This window comes from Ferrimonas balearica (assembly GCF_019802085.1).
Taxonomy (GTDB): domain Bacteria; phylum Pseudomonadota; class Gammaproteobacteria; order Enterobacterales; family Shewanellaceae; genus Ferrimonas; species Ferrimonas balearica_B.
Map to the genome: position 1 here is coordinate 459,004 of NZ_JAHVHV010000002.1, position 15,716 is coordinate 474,719.

Genomic DNA, 15,716 nt, shown 5'->3' on the forward strand with positions numbered 1-15,716 from the left:
GCACTGTCGGGCCCTTTCGAAATCTTTTCTGTTGCCGTTCGGAATCCTAGTCCGTCATCGCCGGGGGTATTAGGCCCGGTCGACGGAGTGAACTTTGCCCTCATGGCTGCGATGTTGCAACCGAGCAAAAATCTTCAAATGCAAACATCCCGTTAAAAGAGATGCTCGGGAATTTTTGGTCGTTCTGGTGGTTGTCTCAACCTCGGATCTGAAACAACAGGACAGCTTTAAGATCTTTCTTTAAGAGCTATAAGAGCTTGTAAAACCTAGAAATATAATCCGACCCCCAAAATGTCCGTTCTTTATTTTTGGTTCGCACAGTTACGCACAGACTTACCCACGGGGGATCATCGTCTGTGTGCTGCGGGATCAAAATGAATGTTTGTCACCGACTGGTCCGGCTTTCGTACTTGGGGACATTTTCGAGTCCATACCCTGACCCCTATACGTCCCGGCACTGACTCGTTAACTAGATGAAAAATAAGGCGAAGTCCACGAATGGACCCCGCCCTGACCCCCGCCTAAACCATGCGTTCCCGGTTTATAAAGGATCGTAGCGGCCAGGGCATGTTCAGCCGGCGCGCATCGCCAGGATGGTGGCGATATCCTGCGGTCCGTCGTAACGGACGAAGTCCTGTTCCTGCTGATCCACCGCGTGCACCGACATCCGATCCGCCAACTCGTTGCCCTCGATGCCGGCGTGGCCCTTGACGTGGGCCAGGGTGATTTTGTCCGCCAGGGGCTGCCACAGGGCGTAACCGGCCTGGATCAGTGCCAGGTTCTTGATCGGGTCGCCCTTGCGGGTCCAACCCTGGCGCGCCCAGCCCGCCGCCCACTGACTGACGCAGTTGATGGCGTACTGGGAGTCGCACAGTACGGTCACCGAGCGGCCCTGGTCCACCCCCTGCTGGGCCAGCATCAGGGCCTGGTTTAAGCCGTTCAGCTCGGCGGTGTTGTTGGTGCCCTGGGGGGTGTAGAGGCCGTACCAGAGCTCACTCAGGGTGCCGTCGCGGTAGAGCGCCAGGCCAGTACCCGCCTGACCCGGGTTGGGATCGCAGGCGCCGTCGGCGTAGATCACCCAGTCGCTGCTTGGCAGGGCCGCGCTTCGGGCCGCAGCGGCCTTGGCGGGGCGGGGCGTGTTTTTGATCGCCTGTTGGTAATCCTGGGCGAAGGCGGCACGGGCCTCCGCCTCGGTGGCGAACCCCTTGTACTTGGCGCCGGGGAAGCCGCTGACCGCCGCTTCCGTGCTGGGCCAGTCGGGGAAGATGCCTGTCTGGCGCCCGGTCCAGACCACGTAGAACTTTTTCTTTGCCACTCGGGGGCCCCTGGTTTTTGAGTCTCGCCCCGATGATACGCCAATTGAACTTGTGGCACCGACGGATTTTTTCGCCCCGCCTGAGCCGTTGCGACCGCGCTTCGCGTCTATAAAGGAAAGCCCCAAAGGATCGGTCCAAGCGCCGCTTCTGCGGCGACCAAACAAGGATGAGACGATGCGAAACGCGGCCTGGGGGCCGGTGGCCACGCTGGCCCGCCCCTTTCGGATCCCCTGGCGGGTGCCCCTGGCACTGATGCAGCTGGCCCTGGGTCTGCCCATGGCCTATGCCGCAGTGCAGCCTCGCTCCGCCCTGCCGCTGTCGGGGCTGGTGGTGGCCCTGGGGCTCTGTGTGCTGGGTCTGCTGCTTTGGGTGCTGCGTCAGAATCGCCGGCTCAAGGTGCAGGGCCAGGCGATGAGCACCCTGCTGGACCAAACCCCCACCCCCCTGATGGTGATCCACTCCGATGGTCGCATCGAGGGCTGGAACGCCGCGGCCACGGAGCTGTTTGGCTGGCAGGCGGAGGAGGTTCTGGGCAGGCCGATGGCGGACCTGCTGCTGCCGGAACCGGAACGGGCGGCGGTGCCGGCCCGGCTACAGGCCTGGCTCAGCGAACAGGAGAGCGCTCCGCTGGAGCAGTGGAACCGCACCAAAGCAGGGGCGTCGCGATTGTGCCAGTGGCAGCACCGGGTGCTGGTGCTGGCGGAGGGCACCGAGCCGGTGTTGCTGGCCACGGTCACCGACATCACCCGCCAGAAGGCCAAGGAGCAGAACTGGGTACGACTGGCCCACACCGATGCCCTGACCGGGGTGTGTAACCGTCGTCATTTCAACCTGCAGTGCCGCCAGGCGATGGAGCAGGCCCAGCGACAGGGTCTGGAACTGGCGCTGCTGTTTATCGATCTCAATGATTTCAAACGGGTCAACGATCGCTTCGGCCACGCCGCCGGGGACGCCACCCTGGAGCAGGTGGCGCGCCGGCTCAAGGGCGCGTTGCGGGACCAGGATCTGCTGGCCCGCCTTGGCGGCGACGAGTTCGTGGTGTTGATGGCCGAGGGGGGTGAGGCCCAGGTGCAGGCGATGGCCCGCCGGGTCCAGCAGGCGCTGGCGGTGCCCCTGATGCTGCCGCGTCACGGCGAGGTGCAGATCGGGGCCAGCATTGGCCACGCCTGCTATCCCCGCGACGGCGCCACCCCCGAGGCCCTGCTCAAGGTGGCCGACCAATCGATGTACCGGCGCAAGCTGCGGGGCAAGGCGCTGCCCCTGCCCCAGGTGCGCAGCAGTTAACGCAGGCCGAGGCTGATCACGGCCGATTCACTGGCCCAGTTGTAGCCGGCGCCGATCACCAGGTGCTGGCCAAGATTGACCCGCATCCCCAGCTCCGCCCCCCAGCGATAATCCTTGTCCGTGGTCCAGGTGGGCTCGCAATCGGCGCAGAACTGGGTTTTGCCGTCGGTGTAGCGGGTCTTGGTGGTGTGGTAGGCCGCTCCGCCGTAGAGGTGAATGGCGGGAGTCAGGCCATAGCTGACTCCGAAGCGGCCCATGGTTTCGCTCACCTCCCCCTGCTCCGGCTCAGGCAGGTTCAGATTCTCGGTGCGTCCCCAGGCGTAACCGGCGTAGTAGCCCCAGCGGGGGTAGTTGGGATCGAAGTGGGTGGGGGCCAGGGTCACCCCCCAGAGATCCGTCTGGGCCGGGATGTAGTCCAAAGTGAGGGCCGCATAGGGGGAGATCACCGTTTGCTCCGGGGCGTTGCCGGGTTGGGCCGGGGCCAGGGAGAACTGGGCCGTTGCCAGGGGGCTGAACAGGGCGAGGACGGCCGCGATGGCGTGGACTGGGCGCATGATACTGATTCACTGGGGAGTTGGGGCGTCGATTATCTGTACCGAGGTGGCGGGGATCAAAAGCCGACGGGGGTTTTGCCGGCCGCCTCACGCTCTGACCGTCCAATGCGAAACCGGCCGCAGCGGTTCAGCTTCCGTTGGCCTGGGATCCGCTAAGCTCGCTTCGCCGCTGCGGTTTTTTTGCTCGTTCCTGGGTGCCATACTGGGGGCAGACTTCCCCATCGGCACGCGTCATGCACCACTTCAAGTTCCTGTTGATGTACGCGCTGGCCCTGCCCCAGTGGCTGGGCCTCACCCTGGGCGGCCCCTGGCTCTTCCTGGGGCTCTCGGCCCTGTTGCTGGTGCTGGTGGTGGGGGACGCCCTGCTGGGGGAGGACACCTCGACCCCCGATGATCGCCCCCCTGGCTGGCTCAATATGATGCTCTACCTGGCCCTGGTGCCGGTAGTGATCACCAATCTCCTGCAGATCTGGCTGATGGTGCCCGGGGATCTGCTGGGCTACGGCGCCTGGGTCACGGGGCTGACCGGCTACGATGTGCTGGCGGCCAAGGCCGGCAACCCTTTGATGGGGGAGGGGGTGAGTCTGCTGGCCTGTGGCCTGCTCACCTCGATGCTGGGCACCATCGTCGCCCATGAGCTGGTTCACCGCACCTGGCATCGGCCGTCGCTGATCTTGGGACGCTGGTTGCTGGCGTTCAGCTGGGACAGCGGTTTTGCCATCGAGCACGTCTATGGTCACCACCGCCATGTGGCCACCCCCCAGGATCCCGCCTCGGCCCCCCGGGGCCGCACCGTCTACACCCACATCCTGCGCTCCACCTGGGAGGGCAACCTCAGCGCCTGGCGCATCGAAGCCAAACGCCTGGCTCTGCGTCGAAAGCCGCTTTTAAGTCTTCACAACCGCTTTGTGCGCGGTCAACTGATGTCATTGGCGCTGCTGCTTTCGGCGCTTCTTCTGGCGGGCTGGGTGGGAGGCCTGGTGTTCCTGGCCAGTGCGGCCATCGCCAAGGCGTTTCTGGAGATGGTGAACTACCTGGAGCATTACGGCCTGGTGCGCGATCCGGCCTGCCAGGTGCAGCCCCGCCACAGCTGGAACAGCACCCGGCGGATCAGCAGCTGGGCCAGCTTCAACCTGACCCGCCACTCCCACCACCACGCCACGGCGCAGCTGCCGTTTCAGCGATTGGCTCCCATGCCGGAGGCACCCACCTTGCCGGCGGGGTATCTGGGCACCCTGATGCTGACCCTGGTGCCGCCCCTGTGGCGGCGGGTGATGGCCCCGCGGCTGGCCCACTGGGACGCCCACCACGCCAGCGAGGCGGAGCGAGCGCTGCTTAAGCGCGTTTAGGCCGGCTGCAGGGCGCAGCTGTCGTCCACCACCCGGTCCCGGCCGGCGGCCTTGGCCTGGTAGAGGTAACGGTCCGCCTGGGCCAGCATCTGCTCCAGATCCAAGCCCCGCTCGTCGGTGATCCCGGCGCTAAATCGGATGGGGATCGCCTCGCCCGAGGCGCGCAGCGGGTGGCGGGCCAACTGGGTCCGCAGGCTGTCCAGCAGCTGCCGGCCCTTGTCGCTGTCCACCCCCGGCATCATCAGGAAAAACTCCTCCCCACCGGCGCGGGCCAGCAGAAAGCGAGCGAACCCCTGACTCAGGGCCTGGGCCAGGGCCTTGAGCACTTCGTCCCCGGTCTGGTGACCGTAGTGGTCATTGATCTTCTTGAAATGATCCACGTCCAGCACCGCCACCGCCAGGGGGTGGCCCTGGGATTGGGCCTGGCTCAGCAGGCCGGGGGCCTCGGCAAAGAAATGGCGCCGGTTGTGCAGCCCGGTCAAGGGGTCGCGCCGGGCGCTCTCCTCCAGGGCCATCAACCGCTCCAGCGCCTCGATGTTGGACTGCACCCGGCAGTAGAACTCCTCCGGGCAGAACGGCTTGTGCAGGAAATCGTCCGCCCCGTACTTGATGAAACGGGCGGAGAGGTTGGGCTCACCGCTGGTGGAGAGGCCGATGATCGCCAGGCGATCCGGCCCGATCCGGTGGCGCAGCTCCTGGGTGAGGGTAAAGCCGTCCACCTCCGGCATCTGGTAGTCGGTGATCAGCAGTCGCGTCTGCGGGTGCTGGGTCAGCAGAGCCAGGGCTTCGCGGCCATTGGTCGCCTGATGCACCCGATAGTGGTGACGCTCCAGCAGGGTGACGATGTGGCGGCGCACCGAGCTGGAGTCCTCCGCCACCACCACCTGGGTGTGGCGATTGCGCGCCAGGCGATGCACCAGGGCCAGGGCCCGCTGATAGGAGTAGCGGTTCTCCTTGGTGATGTAATCGACGATCCCCCGGGATTGCAGCCGCTCGCGCATCTGGGGGTCGAACACTCCGGTGAGGACGATGGTGGGCAGCCCCTGGGCCAGGGTGAAATCCACCGCTTCCCCGTCCCGGGCGTCCGGTAGAGTGAGGTCGACGATGGCAGCGAAGTAGTCGTTGGTCTGGGCCAGGGCCGATTGGGCGGCGGCCAGGGAGTCGACAAACTCTGCCTGCAGCTGGGGATCGCTGTCCACCAGGTGCCGCAGGACCTTGGTGACCACCGCGCTGTCTTCGACGATCAGAACTTTCAGCATGACCCTTGCCTTCCTTTGGCTAATGGATAGGGCCAGTGTAATCAGCTCGTCATAAACATAAAAGCGTTGAAATCTTAGGTGATTGGCTGGCCCTGCTCGAGGGCCAGCAGGCGGGCTTTGCGGTCCAGGCCACCTGCGTAGCCGGTCAGGCTGCCCCCCTTGCCGATCACCCGGTGACAGGGGATGACGATGGCGATGGGGTTGGCGCCATTGGCCGCCCCCACGGCGCGCACCGCCTTGGGGTTGCCCATGGTCTGAGCCTGGTCGGCGTAGCAGCGGGTCTCGCCGTAGGGGATCGCCTGCAGTGCCTGCCAGGCGGCCTGACGAAATGCGGTGCCCGCCGGGGCCAGGGGCAGGGAGAAGTGGCGACGGTGGCCGGCGAAGTACTCCGTCAGCTGGGCCTTGGCGGTTTCGGTCAGCGGGCTTGGGCTCTCAAGGGGCAGAGGCCCGTCGACGAAGCGCACCTCGGTCAGGGCGTGTTCGTTGGCGTGGATCGCCAGGGGGCCCAAGGGGGTGGCGAGGGTGCTCAGGTAGCTTGGGGTCATAACAGGTTCCACAGTTGAAAGGTCAGGTAGCTGCGCCAGGGGGCGGCTGCCTGCGGGTCCAGGTTGAGTGACCGGCGGGCCAGGGCGTGTTTGACGCCCAGATCCCCGCCCAGGAAAACGTCGGGCTCGGAGCGCCCGCGCAGGCGGACGTAGTCCACGGTCCAGGGGCCGATCCCCTTGAGGGCCTGCCAGCGCTGCGGGTCCTCCTGTTCGCCGTGCTCCGCCACGTGGGCGGCCAGGCGGCGCAGAGTCTGGCGCCGGCTGTCCGGCATCCTGAGCTCGCTGAGGCTCGCCTCGGCCAGGCGCTCGGGGGTGGGGAACAGCCGATGGGGGCCCAGGGTTTCGCCGTGCTCGGCCACCAGCTGGCACACCAGGTTGCGGGCCGCGGCCACCGAGACCTGCTGGCCGAGCACCGCCCGGATCCCCGCCTCGAACGGCCGCCAGATCCCCGGCAGACGCAGGCCCGGCTGAAGATGAGGGCCCAGCCCGGGCAACTGGGCCAGGTGGGCATCGATGGTGGCGATCTCCGCGTCCAGGTCCAGCAGGCGACGAATGTGGTGGACCAGGGGCATCAGCGGTCCGGGTTCGGTGAGCTCCAGGGTCACCTCGAAGCCGCACCGCTTGGGCTGGTGCACGGCGGTAAACCGGCCCCGTACCCCGCCCTGCAGCGCCAGGGTGCGGCCGTAATGATCCGGTCCGGTCCACTCCAGGCCGGGCACCAGGCGGCGGGCCAGAAATCCCTGCAGCTGGGCCCAGGCGTAGGGCGGCCGGTAGCTGAGAAACAGCGTCAGTCCCTGGCCCTTGGAGGTGCTGCGCCGCCGGATCTGGCTGGGGGGCAGCTTAAGCTCGCGGGCAAAGCAGTCGTTGAAGCGGCGCACGCTGCCAAAGCCGGCGGCAGCCGCCACCTCGGCCATCGGCAGTTGGGTGTCGTGCAAGAGCCGCTTGGCCAGCATCAGTTGCTGGTACAGGGCGTACTGCTTGGCACTGGTGCCCAGGCGCTGCTGGAACAGTTTGTTGAGGTAGCGGGGGGAGATCCCCAGCCGGCTGGCCAGGGTCGGAATGGCGCCGTCGATCAGCGCTCCTTCGTCAATCAGCCGCACCGCCCGCTCCACCGTGGTGTCGCTGCCCCGCCAGGCCCAGGAGCCGGGGGCGCTGTCCGGCCGGCATCTCAGGCAGGGGCGGTAACCGGCGTTGGCGGCGGCGATGGCGCTGTCGAAGTAGGTGACGTTCTCCTCCTTCGGCGGCGAGGCGGGACAGATGGGGCGGCAGTAGATCCCGGTGGTTCGCACCGCGATAAAGAAGCGGCCGTCGAAACGGGGATCGCGGGCCAGCCGGGCCTGGCGGTAGGGGGTGGGGTCCATCATGGGCCTGCATCTGCTGTGACTCTGTTCCACAGTGTACCGCGAAGGGCGGGGCAAACTGGCCGTTTTCGGCACTCAATGTATCGGGTGTCGAAATGGGGCAAAGCCCCTCGGTGGAGAGCAGGATGGACGATAATGGGAAGGAGCCTGTGAGCGAAGGAGGCCGTTATGACCGCAACCCGCATCGGCATCGAAGTGTTCCACGATCACCTGGCGCCCATGGACACCGGTTGGCACGCTCGGCTGGTGATCCAGGATGAGATTGAGGGCCAGGCGTACCACGGCAGAACCCTGGATCTGCGCGCCCACTCCTCCCAGGAGGCGCTGGTCGAAGCGGCCCGCAGTTTCCACATCGATCCCAAGTACATTCTTCATCCCTGAACGGCAATGACCCCGGCCAAGGCCGGGGTCTGGATGGCATCGGGCGGCGCCTCTGCCCCGGCCACCCTGCCGGAAGTCTCTGTGACACAGTGCCAGCGCTCGGTCGCTATCGCCTTGGCTTCCCGCCGCGGTGAATCAGAGGCAGTGGCCCTGAAGCACCACGCCGTGCTGAGTGGGACGCTGTTCAATGATGCGATATCCCTCTAGGCACAGCTGCCGCTGATCCAATTCCTGCTCCAGCAGGGCCATCAGAGTGCGGTCATCAATGGCCCCTTTCGGCACCGTATCCTTGGCGGTGCGGCTCTGCCCACCGCGCTCTTGTTCGCTGACTCTGCGTCCTCCCCCTTTACCACCACGATGACTGCCCTTGCCGTTCTCGGCCTGTGCGGGTGCAGGGCCTCTTTCGGCATCGGCTTCCGATTCGGAGTAGTGCACCAGGGTAAAGTGCAGCCCGTTCGGGCCGGACTCGGTGTAGAACTGGTGGTTGGGGCTGGGGTCACTGGCGCAGGCGGTCAACAGTGAGAGGCTGAGCAGGGGAGCAAGGGCCGTTCGAGTGATGGGCATCCGTTCGTATCCTGGAAGTTAACGCTTCCAGTCTGAGTGTCTCGGTGCGGCGGAGTTTCCCCCTTTACCCAGCTTTACCCAAACACCCCACAGGTTGACGTTCTCAACCTGTGGGGTGGGACGAGATCAGGCGGGGCAGGGGGTGCCTTCGGCCTGGCGGTCGAGGCGGCCGCTGAGCCGGGTCAGGGCCAGGGCCAGCAACACGATCACCGCGCCGATCCAGGGGGTGGCCATCAGGCCGCTGCGCTCCACCACCAGGCCGCCGCCCCAGGCCCCCAGGGCGATGCCCACGTTGAACGCCGCGATGTTGAGGCCGGAGGCCACGTCCACCGCCTTGGGGGTGTAACGCTGGGCCAACTGCACCACGTAGACCTGCAGGCCAGGCACGTTACCGAACGCAAACGCCCCCCACACCAGGACCGTCAGTACGGCGCCCACCGGGCTGTAGGCGGTGAACCCCAGCGCCAGCAGCACCACGGCCAGCCCGGCAAAGATGCGGGTCAGGGCGCTGACCGGTCCGCGACGGTCCGCCAACTTGCCACCCCAGATGTTGCCCACCGCCACGGAGGCGCCGTACACCAGCAGGATGGCACCGGTGAGGCTGGCGCTGAAACCGGTGACCTGCTCCAGGATCGGGGCCAGGTAGGTAAAGGCGATAAAGGTGCCGCCGTAGCCCAGGGCGGTGATGGCGTACACCAGCAGCAGCCGCGGCTGGGCCAGCACCTTGAGCTGCTCGCCCAAGTGGGCCGGTTCCGGCTGCTTGAGATCCGCCGGGATCAACAGCGCACTGCCGATCAGGGCCCCCAGACCCAGCAGGGACACCACCAGGAAGGTGGTCTGCCAACCGAAGATCTGGCCGATGTAGGTGCCCAGGGGCACGCCGGTGACCAGGGCCACGGTGAGGCCGGTAAACATGATGGCGATGGCGGACGCCTCCTTCTCTTTGCTCACCAGGCTGGTGGCCACGGTGGCGCCGATGGAGAAGAACACCCCGTGGGCCAGGCCGGTGAGGACCCGGGCCAGCACCAAAGAGGCGTACCCCGGAGCCTGCCAGGCCAGCAGGTTGCCGGCCACAAACAGGGCCATCACCGCCAGCAGTACGGTTTTGCGTCGCCAGCGGCCGGTCAGGGCGGTGAGCACCGGGGCGCCGATGGCCACCCCCAGGGCGTAGAGGCTGACCAGCAGGCCCGCCGAGGGGATGGAGACGCCGAGATCGGCGGCCATGGTGGGGATGAGTCCGACAATCACGAACTCGGTGGTGCCGATGGCAAAGGCGCTCAGGGTCAGCGCCAACAGGGCAATGGGCATAACGGATACTCCGAATAAGGGGGCCGGTTGGCCGGAATGGCGACAGTATGCGTGGGTCAACTTTTGTGAAAAATGCTAATGTCAGCAAAACACTTTTGCGGAAATGACAAATGAAAAGCCGGTCGGACGATCTCCAGCTCTTTGTGGCGGTGGTGGACAGCGGCAGTTTCTCCGCCGCGGCGGAGCGTCTGGATGTGCAGGTGGCCAAGGTGTCCCGGGCGGTGCGCCGCTTGGAGACGCAGCTGGGTACCACCTTGCTGAACCGCACCACCCGGCGCCTGGAGCTGACCGAGGAGGGGGCGCAGTTTGCCCAATCCGTGCGCCAGGGGCTGGAGCAACTGGCGGCGGCGGAAGCCCGGCTGCAGCAGCAGGGCGGTCGGCCCAGTGGTCGTTTACGGGTGGACGCGGCCAGCCCCTTTGTTCAGCACCAGCTGGTGCCCCACATCGGCGCCTTCCGCCAGGCCTACCCGGAGATCCAGCTGGAGCTCAGCGCCAGCGACGGCATCATCGATCTGTTGGAGAAGCGCACGGATCTGGCGATCCGGGTGGGGGCCCTGGGGGACTCCACCCTGCACGCCCGTCCCCTGGGTCGCAGCGCCCTGCACCTGGTGGCCTCCCCCGACTACCTGGCCGAGGCGGGCACCCCCGACAATGTGGAGGCCCTGATGCGCCACAGCCTGCTGGGGTTCATTCCTCCCTCCCGGCTCAACCTCTGGCCACTGGCGGGGGATCTGGCCATCCGCCCCACCATCGCCGCCAGCAGTGGCGAAACCCTGCGCCAGCTGGCGCTGCAGGGGCAGGGGATCGCCTGCCTCTCCCACTTTATGGTGGCCCGGGATCTGGCCGAGGGGGCCCTGGTGCCGGTGCTGGCCCCTCAGCAGACCCCCCAGCCGGAGCGGGAGCAGGTCAGCGCCGTTTATTATCGCAACTCCGCCCTGGCCCCCCGCATCCAGGTGTTTCTCGACTTTATCCAGCCGCGGCTGAGTCTCTAGCGGTTCCGGTAACAGTGGGGCTATATTGCTCATATCATTACTTTTTTATTTCGCCGCTTTGGGCGAACTTTGAGGAATGGATATGGCCGATAGCGCGCCCCTGCAGGGACTGCTGCACGCCCTGCTGCTGGACGGACAGGGGGGTGCCCGCCCCTTAAGCTGGCCCGAGGTGGCAGCCTGGTCGCCCCAGCAGGGGTTCTTGTGGCTGCACCTGGATTACAGCGAGCCACAGGCCCAGGCCTGGTTGCGGGAGCACAGCGGGCTCTCCGCCCTGGTGGCCGAGGCCTTGCTGGCGGAGGACACCCGGCCGAGAACCTCGCCCATGGAGGCCGGCCTGCTGATGGCCTTGCGAGGGGTCAACCAGAACCCCCAGTCCGATCCCGAGGACATGGTTTCCCTGCGATTGTTCCTGACCCCCGAACGGCTGATCACCACCCGCCGACGCAAGCTGCTGTCGGTGGCCAACCTGATCGAGGGGCTCAATACCGGCTCCGGACCCCATGGGGCCATGGACACCCTGGCCAGCCTGGTGGACGGTCTGATCTGGGGGATGGGGGACGTGGTGGCGGAGTTCGAGGAGCGGATCGACGCCCTGGAGTCGGAGCTGGTGGCGCCGGACGGTGAGGTAAAGCGCCTCGAGCTTACCGGGCTGCGCCAGCAGTGCATCGCCCTTCGGCGGCACATGGCCCCCCAGCGCGAGGCCCTGATCCGGTTGGCGGAGCTGCCGCTGACCTGGCTGGAGGAGCGCCATCGGCTGCACCTGCGGGAGGGGATCGACCGCCTGGCCCGGCACATCGAGGGGATCGACGCCATCCGCGAGCGTGCCGCCCTGGTCCAGGAGGAGTTGCTGGGGCGGGCGTCCGAGCAGCTCAATGGCCGCATGTACGTGCTGTCGGTGATCGCCGCCATCTTCCTGCCCCTGGGCTTCTTTACCGGTTTACTGGGGGTCAATGTCGCGGGGATCCCCGGCGAGTCCGAGCCCCTGGCGTTCTGGTGGTTTTTGGTGGCCCTGGTGGCGGTGGTGGTGGGGCAACTGCTGCTGTTTCGCTGGAAGCGCTGGCTGTAGCGGCCAGGGTTCAGGCAGTGTCCAGATCTTGGAACATAAGCTACTGTTGATAAATTGAATTTATCCTGCTGCGGAGAGAGAGATGAGTTTGCCCGAACCGGTGATCGTGGATGTGGAAGGCTTTGTGGCCTTCACCATCGCCATCTTGCTGCTGTTTGTCGGTAAGGAGATCACCCAAAGGTCGACCTTGCTGCGGCAATACTCCATTCCCGAGCCGGTGATCGGCGGCTTTATCTGTGCCGCGACGGTGGCGCTGCTCTACTACGGGTTTGGCCGTCAGGTGAACTTTGCCCTGGAAGCGCGGGATGTGCTGCTGCTCTACTTCTTCGCCGGCATCGGTCTGCAGGCCGACCTTAAAACCCTGATCAAGGGCGGGCGTCCCCTGTTTATCCTGCTGTTCCTGGCCTCCAGTTTTATCGTCTTGCAAAACCTTCTGGGCATGGGGGTGGCCACCGCCTTTGGCATGGATCCCAAGGCGGGCCTGCTGTCCGGCTCCATCAGCCTGACCGGCGGTGTCGGCACCACCCTGGCCTGGGCCCCCACCTTTGTCGAGGACCTGGGCATCGAGAACGCTCTGGAGCTGGGGGTGGCGTCCAACACCGTGGGGCTGATCGCCGCCTGTGTGATCGGCGGTCCGATTGCCAAGTATTTGATCCAAAGACACAAGGTTCAGCCGTCCGGGGACACGGATCTGGACATCGGGGTACGGCACGACGCCGATCAGCGTACCCAGCTGACCTACTACGGCGTGCTTTGGGCCTGGCTCTGGCTCAACGTCACCCTGATCCTCGGTTACAGCCTCAACGAGTCGTTGGAGGAGGCGGGAGTGCGCCTGCCGATGTTCGTCAGCTGCCTGCTCGCCGGGATCCTGGTGGGCAACCTGGGCCGCTTTATGACCCGCAAGCGGGAGGTGCGCTGGGAGGAGCAGGGCACCCTGGGGCTGGCCCTGATCTCCGACATCTGCCTGGGGATGTTCCTGACCATGGCCCTGATGGGGCTGCAACTGTGGGAGCTGGAGGGGCTGCTGGGCTACATCTCGGTGGTGATGGGGCTGCAGATCACCCTCTCGGTGCTGTTCACCGTCCTGCTGGTCTACCGTCTGATGGGCCGCAACTACGACTCTGTGGTGGTCAGTGCCGGCTTTGGCGGCATCACCCTGGGTTCCACGGCCACGGCCATCGTCAATATGACCGCCGTGACCCAGCAGTACGGCGCCAGTCATCAGGCGTTCATCATCGTACCCCTGGTGTGCGGCTTCTTTATCGACATCGTCAACGCCCTGGTGATCGGCTTCTTTGTCGGCCTCTAGGGGGCCGGCTCGAACAGCACGTAGATCTTCTTACAGGTCTCAATCACCTCCCACTCTCCGACAAAGCCGGCGGGAATGACGAAGCGTTCGCCGGCTTTGACCGTCCGCTCGTTGCCCTGTTCGTCCCGGATCACCGACTCCCCTTCGAGGATCTGGCAAAACTCGTGCTCGCTGTAGCTCACTTTCCAGCAGCCGGGCTCCGATTGCCAAACTCCGGCGTGAAACTGCTGACTGGGATCCGAATAGTGGTTCCACAACCGGTTCAGTGGGGCGCCCTTCACCCGCTTCTCCTCGGCCGGCCGATACTCCTCCACCTCGCTCGCCGCCTGTCCGAAAAAGACCCACTCGTTCAACGATGCCATCTGCTACCCTCCCTGGGTGGTTAATTTAATAAACAAGTGGTCAACATATCCTCCATTGGCGGCAAAAGATAGTCGCGATGCTGGACAGACAATGGACAGCAAGGCGACAGTAAAGGGGCAAGTCGTAAAAGTGTCGTAGGGACAAGTGTCTGTTCTGGATAGGGTAAAACCTCCCATTGACCAGAGGAGACCACACAATGGACGTGACCATGAAGATCGATGCCGGGGTGATCAAGGCGGCGCGACAGCGTCGGGCCTGGACCCAACAACAGCTGGCACAGGTGTGCAATCTCAGCCACCGAACCGTACAGCGAATTGAGAAAAGCGGCGTGGCCTCCGCTGAATCGGTAGCGGCGCTCAGCGCCGCCTTGGAGTTGGACAAGGCCAGCTTTGTCCGGATAGCGAGGGAAACGGCCTCCACCGATACCCAGTCCCAATCTCCTGCGCTAGGGGAGGAGGAAACCCAGGGGATCACCGCAATCACGATCGCCTTCGCGGTGGTGCTGGTGGCTCAGTTTGGTGTGCTGGCGGTGCTTCTGCTGCGCCACGGGGCCGAGGTGCTGACCGAGGCTCGGGGGGCGCTGCTGGCGCTGTCGGCGAGCACGGCGTTTTCCCTGGCGCTGCTCGTCCTGGGGGCTGCCAAAGGGTTGAGCCCCACAGGATGGCGTCGCCTGTGGGGCCGTGAGGGGGATGCCGGGCGCTAGGTTTCCTGAACCCGCTTGGCCCGACTGATGGCCATGCGGGTGATCAGGAACAACCCAATCAGCATCAGCAGCGCTACCAGCCAGAACCAGGAGCTTTCCACCACCTTGGCGACGCTGCCTTCGATCTTATTGGCCTGGGCGGTCTGGGCCTTGGCTTCCTCTTCGGCGCTGGGGCCGGCGTTGTGATACCCGGCGGCGGTGGCGCTGTCGGTAACCGGATCATCGTCGCCCATCTGGGCCATGCTGTTGTCCGCCATCAGCTCCAGCCCCGCCATGCTGCCCCCGTCCAGGCCACTGTCACCCATGGGGCTGCCACCGCCGTCGGAGCTGCCCCCACTGCCATCACCGCTTCCGGAACCCTCGGACGCGGACTCACCGCCGGCGCCATCGCCCCCACCCGCGGGCGGGGCGCTGTTGCCGCCCCCCGGAGCGGGGCTGTCGCCTCCGCCGTCACCGGGGGGTGTGGTGCCGCCCCCGCCACCGGGGGGTGTGGTGCCGCCCCCGCCACCTGGGGGTGTGGTGCCGCCCCCGCCACCCGGGGGTGTAGTGCCGCCCCCGCCACCGGGAGGTGTGGTGCCGCCCCCACCACCGGGGGGTGTGGTGCCGCCCCCGCCACCGGGAGGCGTGGTGCCGCCCCCGCCACCGGGGGGCGTGGTGCCGCCTCCGCCACCGGGGGGTGTGGTGCCGCCTCCGCCACCGGGAGGCTCAGTGCCGCCACCACCACCCGGGGGCGTGGTGCCGCCTCCGCCACCGGGAGGCTCAGTGCCGCCCCCGCCACCGGGGGGCGTGGTGCCGCCTCCGCCACCGGGGGGTGTGGTGCCGCCTCCACCGCCGCCCCCGCCATCCGGGGGCGAAGTGCCGCCACCGCCGCCCCAGCCTCCCCCACCACCGCCGCCGCTGCCACCGGCATCGCCGTCCCAGGCGCTGGCCAGTTCGCCAATGTTATTGCTCGCAGAACCGCCGAGGGAGGAGAAGGCGATGGCCAGACTGCCGGCCACCAAAGCGCCAACAATGGCGTACTCAATGGAGGTGAGGCCCTTTTGAGGCGTTTTTCGCTGTTTCATGGAAAGGCTCCGACACAGCATGAAAGTGAGATCGTGCAGATGACTCAAGCTTAGGCAGAAAATCCCGCTTAAGGACGGATGTGTTGCCTTTTTGTGCCAGTGAAGGGAACAGTTACGCTCGCATCCTCATAGAGGCATGCCCTATCGGACATTTTGTAGATAACGGATTTGACGGGGATCTTGAAAAGGAGCCCTGAAAGGGCGTGGCCTGCTCCCTTGGTAAAGTGAATGCTTGGGTCAATAAAAAAGGGCAAAGTCGGAAAACTCGTCTTTGCCCTTTATTAGTCGCTGATATTAG

16 protein-coding genes are annotated in these 15,716 nt (G+C 65.7%); 7 read left to right on the forward strand and 9 right to left on the reverse strand.

Annotation, left to right across the window (positions count from 1 at the left end):
* Positions 1-571: 571 nt before the first annotated feature.
* Positions 572-1,315 (reverse strand): ribonuclease H family protein, encoded by a 744-nt coding sequence (locus KUV81_RS10430; RefSeq protein ID WP_315900071.1) that lies wholly within the window; start codon positions 1,313-1,315, stop codon positions 572-574.
* Between the two features lie 175 nt (positions 1,316-1,490).
* Between KUV81_RS10430 and KUV81_RS10435 the strand changes: the two genes are divergently transcribed.
* Positions 1,491-2,600 (forward strand): diguanylate cyclase domain-containing protein, encoded by a 1,110-nt coding sequence (locus KUV81_RS10435; protein WP_261389334.1) that lies wholly within the window; start codon positions 1,491-1,493, stop codon positions 2,598-2,600.
* Here the strand turns inward: KUV81_RS10435 and KUV81_RS10440 are convergent.
* Positions 2,597-3,154 (reverse strand): outer membrane beta-barrel protein, encoded by a 558-nt coding sequence (locus KUV81_RS10440; protein ID WP_222543809.1) that lies wholly within the window; start codon positions 3,152-3,154, stop codon positions 2,597-2,599. The two genes, KUV81_RS10435 and KUV81_RS10440, sit on opposite strands and share 4 nt — an antisense overlap.
* 233 nt (positions 3,155-3,387) lie before the next feature.
* On the opposite strand from KUV81_RS10440, the gene KUV81_RS10445 reads away from it, so the two are divergent.
* Entirely contained in the window at positions 3,388-4,503 is a 1,116-nt protein-coding gene (locus KUV81_RS10445) for an alkane 1-monooxygenase (RefSeq protein WP_222543810.1), read from the forward strand.
* On the opposite strand, the gene KUV81_RS10450 is transcribed toward KUV81_RS10445, so the two are convergent.
* The 3 genes from KUV81_RS10450 to KUV81_RS10460 form a co-directional block, all read right to left on the reverse strand.
* Positions 4,500-5,762: a diguanylate cyclase gene (locus tag KUV81_RS10450; RefSeq protein WP_222543811.1), complete on the reverse strand. Its 1,263-nt coding sequence runs from the start codon at positions 5,760-5,762 to the stop codon at positions 4,500-4,502. The two genes, KUV81_RS10445 and KUV81_RS10450, sit on opposite strands and share 4 nt — an antisense overlap.
* 74 nt (positions 5,763-5,836) lie before the next feature.
* The gene (locus tag KUV81_RS10455; protein WP_222543812.1) at positions 5,837-6,307 is read right to left on the reverse strand and encodes a methylated-DNA--[protein]-cysteine S-methyltransferase; all 471 of its coding nucleotides are present in this window, start codon (positions 6,305-6,307) and stop codon (positions 5,837-5,839) included.
* The gene (locus KUV81_RS10460; protein ID WP_409995565.1) at positions 6,304-7,671 is read right to left on the reverse strand and encodes an AlkA N-terminal domain-containing protein; all 1,368 of its coding nucleotides are present in this window, start codon (positions 7,669-7,671) and stop codon (positions 6,304-6,306) included. The genes KUV81_RS10455 and KUV81_RS10460 overlap by 4 nt, the downstream gene beginning before the upstream one ends.
* 165 nt (positions 7,672-7,836) lie before the next feature.
* Between KUV81_RS10460 and KUV81_RS10465 the strand changes: the two genes are divergently transcribed.
* Positions 7,837-8,049: a hypothetical protein gene (locus KUV81_RS10465; RefSeq protein WP_222543814.1), complete on the forward strand. Its 213-nt coding sequence runs from the start codon at positions 7,837-7,839 to the stop codon at positions 8,047-8,049.
* Between the two features lie 135 nt (positions 8,050-8,184).
* Here KUV81_RS10465 and KUV81_RS10470 read toward each other — a convergent pair whose 3' ends face one another.
* Positions 8,185-8,613 carry a hypothetical protein gene (locus KUV81_RS10470; RefSeq protein ID WP_222543815.1) on the reverse strand — a complete coding sequence of 143 codons (429 nt, stop codon included), beginning with the start codon at positions 8,611-8,613 and terminating at the stop codon, positions 8,185-8,187.
* A 126-nt stretch (positions 8,614-8,739) separates the two neighbouring features.
* Positions 8,740-9,921, reverse strand: coding sequence for an MFS transporter (locus tag KUV81_RS10475; protein WP_222543816.1), 1,182 nt, complete (start codon positions 9,919-9,921; stop codon positions 8,740-8,742).
* A gap of 110 nt (positions 9,922-10,031) precedes the next feature.
* Here KUV81_RS10475 and KUV81_RS10480 point away from each other — a divergent pair, with 110 nt between their 5' ends.
* The 3 genes from KUV81_RS10480 to gltS all read left to right on the forward strand — a co-directional run bounded on the left by KUV81_RS10480 (position 10,032) and on the right by gltS (position 13,288).
* The gene (locus tag KUV81_RS10480; RefSeq protein ID WP_222543817.1) at positions 10,032-10,913 is read left to right on the forward strand and encodes a LysR family transcriptional regulator; all 882 of its coding nucleotides are present in this window, start codon (positions 10,032-10,034) and stop codon (positions 10,911-10,913) included.
* Between the two features lie 82 nt (positions 10,914-10,995).
* Entirely contained in the window at positions 10,996-11,979 is a 984-nt protein-coding gene (locus KUV81_RS10485; RefSeq protein ID WP_222543818.1) for a zinc transporter ZntB, read from the forward strand.
* An 82-nt stretch (positions 11,980-12,061) separates the two neighbouring features.
* Positions 12,062-13,288: a sodium/glutamate symporter gene (gene gltS / locus KUV81_RS10490; protein WP_222543819.1), complete on the forward strand. Its 1,227-nt coding sequence runs from the start codon at positions 12,062-12,064 to the stop codon at positions 13,286-13,288.
* Here gltS and KUV81_RS10495 read toward each other — a convergent pair.
* Positions 13,285-13,650 carry a cupin domain-containing protein gene (locus tag KUV81_RS10495; protein WP_222543820.1) on the reverse strand — a complete coding sequence of 122 codons (366 nt, stop codon included), beginning with the start codon at positions 13,648-13,650 and terminating at the stop codon, positions 13,285-13,287. The genes gltS and KUV81_RS10495 overlap by 4 nt on opposite strands.
* Positions 13,651-13,847: 197 nt before the next feature.
* Here KUV81_RS10495 and KUV81_RS10500 point away from each other — a divergent pair, with 197 nt between their 5' ends.
* Entirely contained in the window at positions 13,848-14,354 is a 507-nt protein-coding gene (locus KUV81_RS10500; protein WP_222543821.1) for a helix-turn-helix domain-containing protein, read from the forward strand.
* On the opposite strand, the gene KUV81_RS10505 is transcribed toward KUV81_RS10500, so the two are convergent.
* Positions 14,351-15,418, reverse strand: a complete 1,068-nt coding sequence (locus KUV81_RS10505) for a Flp family type IVb pilin (protein ID WP_222543822.1) — start codon at positions 15,416-15,418, stop codon at positions 14,351-14,353. The genes KUV81_RS10500 and KUV81_RS10505 overlap by 4 nt on opposite strands.
* Positions 15,419-15,716 lie beyond the last annotated feature (298 nt).

Excerpts from the sequence above, each read along its gene's own strand:
- KUV81_RS10485 (WP_222543818.1), top strand. The coding sequence starts at position 10,996 with ATGGCCGATAGCGCGCCCCTGCAGGGACTGCTGCACGCCCTGCTGCTG.
- KUV81_RS10505 (WP_222543822.1), bottom strand. The coding sequence starts at position 15,418 with ATGAAACAGCGAAAAACGCCTCAAAAGGGCCTCACCTCCATTGAGTAC.
- KUV81_RS10475 (WP_222543816.1), bottom strand. The coding sequence starts at position 9,921 with ATGCCCATTGCCCTGTTGGCGCTGACCCTGAGCGCCTTTGCCATCGGC.
- KUV81_RS10445 (WP_222543810.1), top strand. The coding sequence starts at position 3,388 with ATGCACCACTTCAAGTTCCTGTTGATGTACGCGCTGGCCCTGCCCCAG.
- KUV81_RS10435 (WP_261389334.1), top strand. The coding sequence starts at position 1,491 with ATGCGAAACGCGGCCTGGGGGCCGGTGGCCACGCTGGCCCGCCCCTTT.
- KUV81_RS10455 (WP_222543812.1), bottom strand. The coding sequence starts at position 6,307 with ATGACCCCAAGCTACCTGAGCACCCTCGCCACCCCCTTGGGCCCCCTG.
- KUV81_RS10465 (WP_222543814.1), top strand. The coding sequence starts at position 7,837 with ATGACCGCAACCCGCATCGGCATCGAAGTGTTCCACGATCACCTGGCG.
- KUV81_RS10460 (WP_409995565.1), bottom strand. The coding sequence starts at position 7,671 with ATGATGGACCCCACCCCCTACCGCCAGGCCCGGCTGGCCCGCGATCCC.
- KUV81_RS10440 (WP_222543809.1), bottom strand. The coding sequence starts at position 3,154 with ATGCGCCCAGTCCACGCCATCGCGGCCGTCCTCGCCCTGTTCAGCCCC.
- KUV81_RS10495 (WP_222543820.1), bottom strand. The coding sequence starts at position 13,650 with ATGGCATCGTTGAACGAGTGGGTCTTTTTCGGACAGGCGGCGAGCGAG.
- gltS (WP_222543819.1), top strand. The coding sequence starts at position 12,062 with ATGAGTTTGCCCGAACCGGTGATCGTGGATGTGGAAGGCTTTGTGGCC.
- KUV81_RS10470 (WP_222543815.1), bottom strand. The coding sequence starts at position 8,613 with ATGCCCATCACTCGAACGGCCCTTGCTCCCCTGCTCAGCCTCTCACTG.
- KUV81_RS10450 (WP_222543811.1), bottom strand. The coding sequence starts at position 5,762 with ATGCTGAAAGTTCTGATCGTCGAAGACAGCGCGGTGGTCACCAAGGTC.
- KUV81_RS10500 (WP_222543821.1), top strand. The coding sequence starts at position 13,848 with ATGGACGTGACCATGAAGATCGATGCCGGGGTGATCAAGGCGGCGCGA.
- KUV81_RS10480 (WP_222543817.1), top strand. The coding sequence starts at position 10,032 with ATGAAAAGCCGGTCGGACGATCTCCAGCTCTTTGTGGCGGTGGTGGAC.